The organism is Alkaliflexus imshenetskii DSM 15055 (genome assembly GCF_000517065.1).
Classification (GTDB): domain Bacteria; phylum Bacteroidota; class Bacteroidia; order Bacteroidales; family Marinilabiliaceae; genus Alkaliflexus; species Alkaliflexus imshenetskii.
Map to the genome: position 1 here is coordinate 3,527,613 of NZ_KI912105.1, position 6,345 is coordinate 3,533,957.

Annotated in this window: 5 protein-coding genes; all 5 read left to right on the forward strand. The window is 42.1% G+C overall.

Going from position 1 to position 6,345, the window contains the following annotated elements:
- Positions 1 to 83: 83 nt before the first annotated feature.
- Positions 84 to 770, forward strand: coding sequence for a hypothetical protein (locus ALKIM_RS0114700; RefSeq protein ID WP_026475314.1), 687 nt, complete (start codon positions 84 to 86; stop codon positions 768 to 770).
- A 50-nt stretch (positions 771 to 820) separates the two neighbouring features.
- Positions 821 to 2,044, forward strand: a complete 1,224-nt coding sequence (gene pepT / locus ALKIM_RS0114705; protein WP_026475315.1) for a peptidase T — start codon at positions 821 to 823, stop codon at positions 2,042 to 2,044.
- Positions 2,045 to 2,396: 352 nt separating this feature from the next.
- A complete protein-coding gene (locus ALKIM_RS0114710) occupies positions 2,397 to 3,311 on the forward strand; it encodes a tyrosine-type recombinase/integrase (protein ID WP_026473068.1) in 915 nt (304 codons plus the stop codon).
- Positions 3,283 to 4,467, forward strand: a complete 1,185-nt coding sequence (locus ALKIM_RS18735) for an IS91 family transposase (RefSeq protein WP_044117669.1) — start codon at positions 3,283 to 3,285, stop codon at positions 4,465 to 4,467. Before ALKIM_RS0114710 ends, ALKIM_RS18735 begins: the two co-directional genes overlap by 29 nt.
- Before the next feature lie 569 nt (positions 4,468 to 5,036).
- Positions 5,037 to 6,345 (forward strand): right-handed parallel beta-helix repeat-containing protein (locus ALKIM_RS18740; protein WP_162148826.1); only part of this gene is annotated, 1,309 nt, incomplete at its 3' end.

Here is a 6,345-nt window from a genome sequence, read left to right on the forward strand (position 1 = left end):
CTTTTTGTTTCATACTTTTCTTGTATATTCGTAGTGTTCGGTTAACCCATTGTTGCCACACTTCAATATTTAACAGTATCCACATGAAGTTATCACTCGAAGACAAAATTCTGCAACAACTAAAAACACGCGCCACGCTTAAACAGGGTGTTTTTGATACTACGCTCAATGTTTTCAATGAATTGCGTGAAGTACTGGCTTCCCTGCCGCAACACATTAATGGTAAGTTGGCCGATTCCGATGATCGGATTCAGCTTCAATATGAGGAAGTTGGAAATTTTGTAGCCAAATTGAAAGTGGCTGGCGATGTTCTGGTTTTTTTCATGCATACCAATGCTTTTATGTTTGATCGCGACCATAAAGTGTGGGAACAACCCTATGTGAAAGAGAATGCTGCCAGATGCTACTCAGGTGTCATCAATATTTACAATTTTCTATATGATTCCTTTCGATATGGACGACAGGATGATTTAGGTTACTTGGTGGCCCGGGTTTTTGTGAATCGTGAACGTGCTTTTTTTGTGGAAGGCAAACGTCAGCGCACCATGGGTGTGAGTGGCTTTGGGCAGCAGAAGCTTAACAAGGAATCGCTGCAGCGAATAGTTGAAACGGCCATGCTCTATTCTCTTGAATTTGACTTGCTTGTGCCTCCTTATGAGAATATGAGTGTACTCACCATGGCACAAATGAACGAAGAGATTCTGAAATCGCGTATGCGCACCGGTAAACGGCTTGGTTTTATTTTTAATGCGGATGATGTAAAGCAATAATCTGCCTGGCTATAAAATGTTGTTAGTACTATTTATCAATTATAAAAATCATGACCATAATAGATCGCTTCTTTGAATATGTATCGTTTGATACCCAGTCAGATACCACCACCGGTTTAACTCCCAGTACGCCGGGACAGTTGGTTTTGGCGCGTCATCTGGCCGATGAGTTGAACCGTATTGGGCTCTCTGAGGTGGATATAGATGACAATGGTTATGTGATGGCTACACTTCCGGCCAATATGGAGGGCGAAATACCGGTAATTGGTTTCATTGCACATTTTGACACAAGTCCGGACATGACAGGCAGGAATGTAAAGCCTCGCATTGTTATGAATTACGATGGCGGAGATATTGTTCTGGATGCCGATGCAGGAATTTATCTTAAACCGGCTGAGTTTCCGGAGTTGAAACAATACATTGGGCAAGATATCATCACCACCGATGGACACACGCTTCTGGGTGCCGACGATAAGGCTGGCATTGCCGAAATTGTTACAGCCATGGAGTATCTTATCAACCATCCCGAAATAAAACACGGAAGGATTCGGCTGGCATTTACCCCGGATGAGGAAATAGGACAGGGAGCAGATCATTTTAATGTAGAGAAGTTTGGAGCCGATTTCGCATTTACAATAGATGGTGGTGAGATTGGCGAGTTGGAGTTTGAGAATTTTAATGCTGCACTGGCGAAAGTAGTCGTAAAAGGTCGAAATGTGCATCCCGGTTATGCACGTAATAAGATGAAGAATTCCATTCGGATTGCCAATCAGTTGGTTAGTATGTTACCACGTCACGAAACTCCTGAACATACCGATGGCTATGAAGGGTTTTATCATTTGATGGCATTTAATGGTGATGTGGAAAAGACAGAGCTGACGTTCATAATCCGCGATTTTAGCAGCGAAGGTTTTGCCCGCCGCAAACGGGAAATGGAGCATCTGGTGAAAAAAGTGAATGCTGAGTTTGGCGAGGGCACAGTGAGGGTTGAGATTACAGATCAATACTACAATATGCGAGAGAAAATTAAACCTGTTATGCACATTGTGGATTTGGCGCAGAAGGCCATGCAAGAGGTTGGTGTAACACCAATAATACGACCCATAAGGGGAGGAACTGACGGTGCCCGCCTCTCATTTATGGGACTGCCTACGCCGAATATTTTTGCAGGAGGTCACAACTTTCATGGAAGGTATGAGTTTATTCCAGTACAAAGTATGGAGAAAGCAGTTGAGGTTATCGTGAAGATTGCTCAATTATCAACTGAGATGTAGCTTAAGTGACTGTTTAAATTTGATAATAAATCTGCTTTGAAGATTTTTAGACTATTAAATGCCGAGCAAAGCGAAGTCCCGCAATGCGGGATAAGATATTTAGTCTGATAGATATGATTAAATAGAGAATAAGACCAATCTAACCTTCTTTCTCTACTTCTCTATCAATCTAAGTTCTAAATATCTAAAATACAGTGTTTTTATACCTGCCGTTTAAGTTTTAGATAGATATCATTTACCGTTTGATAGTATTGAACTAAATCCCTCCGGGATAGCCTCTTTCAAAAATAGCATTAATCTTTTTAGATGCAAGCCGTTATAACTGCATTACTCATTTTTAAATTATGCAGTTATGAGAAAGAAAACAACCTTAACGATTGTAGAGCGCGCCCTCGTTCTTGTTCCGGAGTTTAAGGCCAGGGCTTTAAAGATGGAGCATCAGGTGGTACTTCGTGGACAGAGTCAGAGCACTCTGAATAATTACATTCGGCGCATAGCGCTGTTTGTTATCCATTTTAAACAACTGCCCGAAGACGTCACCGAAGATGAAATCAACGAGTATCTGGTGGCTTTGGCACGCGATGTCAAGGCTCCTTCGCGGAGCAGTTTCAAGCACATGGTTTATGGCCTAAGGTATTACTACCGTTTGCTGGGCATGAACAAAAAGGCCATTGCTTTGCCTTCATTAAAGCAAGAGAGCAAGTTGCCGGTTGTGCTGAACCGCCAGGAGCTAAAGATGCTATTTTCGGCACCTACGCTGCTTAAGCACCGAATTATCCTTACGCTGATCTATTCTGCCGGATTACGGGGGCAAGAGGTCATCAACCTTAAGATATCCGATATTGACTTTGAGCGCATGGTCATCCACATCCGCCAGAGCAAATACAAGAAAGATCGGATTGTGCCTTTGTCCGCCATAATGGTCATCGGGCTCAAAAAATATCTCAGAGCCGAGAATCCGCATGTTTGGCTATTCAATGGCAAAGAGGCTGATGGTCGCTACAGCGTCAAAGGATTATCCTGGGTTATGCGGGAAAGCCTTAAAAAAACCACCATCTCTAAAAACGTGAACCTTCACTCCTTACGCCACACGTATGCAACCCATTTATTGGAGCAGGGCTTAAACATTGTAACCTTACAGGAGCTTTTGGGTCATGCCGACATCACAACAACCATGATTTATCTTCACACAGCCCAGTGTCAGCATATCACTCCTCACAGCCCCTTAGACACACTCTATGGAAAAGCCATACAAAAGCAAGCATGAACTGGCTGATGTTGTTTGCCAATTTGGAGGAAGTTTGTTGCAGAGCGGGGAGTTATCGCCCAAGCAAATCAAAGTCTTTCACAACCTTGTGCAGTGCCGTACGGCCGCTTTGGGTGGACATGAGCAGGTGTGTGATGATTGCGGAGTCATACACTACCGTTACAACAGCTGTCGCGACCGACATTGCCCCAAGTGTCAGGGAACCAAACAGGCGCTCTGGATTGAAAAGCTGATTAAATCAACACTTGCAGTCAAACACTACCATCTCATTTTCACCGTGCCTCATGAGCTCAACCAGATTTATCTTTGGGACAGGAGACTTTATTGCAATATTTTGTTCCACGCCACCAGAGGTATACTGCGCAGCTTTGGGTACACGCATTACGGTTGTGAAACCGGAGCCGTTGCGGTGTTACACACTTGGGGGCAGAACCTTTCATTGCATCCGCACTTGCACTGCATTGTTCCGGCAGCAGGATACTCGTTGTCGGGAAAATGGCGCCACATCGGCAAATATGAAAATTATCTCTATCCGGTGCACCAGTTGAGTGCTGCCTTTAAAGGTAAATTTCTGGACAGCATAAAAAGAGAACTGCGAAAACTATCTGCAATGGATGGCTTCAAAGTCTGCATTGAAGCGGCTCATCAAAAAAAGTGGGTCGTCTATTGCGAACCCTCAATGGCTGGCGCCGAACATGTCATCAGGTATCTGGGGCAATACACCCATCGCATTGCCATCAGCAACCAGCGGATATTGAATGTTGACTCAACAAACGTCACTTTCGTAGCTAAAGACTACCGCGACCGCGCACAAATAAAACCGGTATCCCTGAAAGGAGAAGAGTTTCTGCGTCGATTCTCTTTGCATGTTATGCCAGATGGTTACGTGCGTATCCGTCGGTTCGGCATTTATCATCACACCACAAAACTCCATCTGGATTTGCAATTTGTGCCCGATGAAAAGCCTGACATTGACCAGATGACAGCTAAACAAAAGCCCGAAACGGCTCCAGAGCGCATTTTAAGATTGACAGGATTTGACATAACCAAATGTCCGCATTGCAAAACGGGTCGTCTGATTGTCATCAGAACCCTGCCCAGGATTCGGTCACCCGCAGGGCATCTGCCTTCTATGCTTTTTGATAAGTTGCAGTAACCAACATTACATTCCCTTTAAAAACTTCATTCACATGAGGTTCGGCATCGTATTGCCTTGACGGTGGGTTTTAAGCCCAAAAGAAGCTGGTTTTCAACATTTGAAACACAAAGACCACTCTTCTCTTAAACCGATAAGGTTAAAAACAGTACGATCGCAGCATAGGCGTTCTTGCCAAAAACATCAAAAACCAACAAAAAGCCCATAGCTGCCAGTTGTAGTCCAGACGGGATGTCGTTCAACCTGGAATAATCGCTGGGTCGTGCCGACCGCTCATATTCCTATATATTAATGCTAGTTTTTATTTGTTGTTAAAATATTTGAATAATAAAGAGTATTTACTACTTTTAACAAATACTCTTCCTCAAATAAATATCTCTGTTTTTTCAGAATAGTTCATAATACCAGTGCTTTAGATGGGTTTGCTGAAAATGACAGTGGTTTAACAGTCACATTTTAATGTGGTGTTAATTGTTCTTATTTTATTATTGTTCTACATAGCTGAACAAATCATTTAATTAATAAATTTTACACAAATGACAAACAAGTTTACATTTAAACTAATTACAATGAGCATGTTGCTTTTGTCGTTGGTTGGTTTAAGTTTTTGCACCTCACCGGTTGAGAAAAGCGATGAGATAGTTTACGGGCCTATTGATATGGTTTATGATTTACCAAAAGTTACAGGTACTATTTATTACGTATCACCCGATGGTGATGGCAGCTCTGAAGGTTTAACGGTAGCTAACCCAACAAGTATTGGCGAAGCATTTAAGAAAGCTGTTTCGGGTGATGCTATTGTTTTACGAGGAGGAACCTATCGCACGGGCGATATTCTTTTTAACCAGGGCATCACAATACAGGCCTACAGAGATGAGAAACCTGTTTTAAACGGTACGCTTGTGGCCGATACATGGTCTCAGGTTAATGATAGTCTGTGGGTAATTCAATGGAATACTCTTTTTCCTGGCGCTCCCGAAGATTGGTGGCATAGAGCAAGAAATGAGGAGTTTACCCCAATGCATCGTTTTAATAATGATGTTGTTTTCATAAATGGAGATTTTTTACAATCAGTTGGTAGTATTGCTGAATTAAATGAAGAAACTTACTATGTTGATTACGATAACAACCAGATTTATATAGGTCTAAATCCAGAAGGGAAAAATGTAGAGATTACAGCTTTTAGAAAGGCGCTTCACAGAGTTTTAGAGCCTGTAAATGGCATGACCCCTGATAACAGAGGTCCTGTTATCAGAGGAATAACCTTTACTCAGTATGCCGATACTACTGTGCATATTGGTGGGGGAGGTCTCGCAATTGACCAGCACGGTAGAGATGCAGTAGGTACAGTGTTTGAGAACTGTGTTTTTTCTAAATGTTTTAGAATAGCCATGTTTGCATTAAGCGACAGCCTTGTAATGCGCAATTGTTTAGTAATTGATACCAATACCGAAGGTGTTTATGTTGTGGCATCAAATGATGTGTTGTTAGAGAGAAATATTTTTGAGAACAATAATATTGAGCAGTGGACAGGTTATTTTCCATCATCGGTGAAGATATTCAATCAGAGTCACAGAGCCATTGTTCGCGAAAACATTGTAAGAAACCATCCTCATTCAAATGGCGTTTGGTGGGATGTTGGTAACCACGATGGTGTTTTTGTTAATAATTACGTAGAGAATGTGTCTCATAGTGGTTTTTTCTTCGAAATATCTGACAGAATTACTGTAATGGGCAACGTTTTTAAGGATTGTGATCAGAGTATTTTTGTTTTAAATTCTGCAAATGCAAAAATTTACAACAATACAATGATTAATAGTACAGTAAACTTTAGACGTGATTCGCGAGGCGATCAGCTTGGAACCTTTGGATGGCACG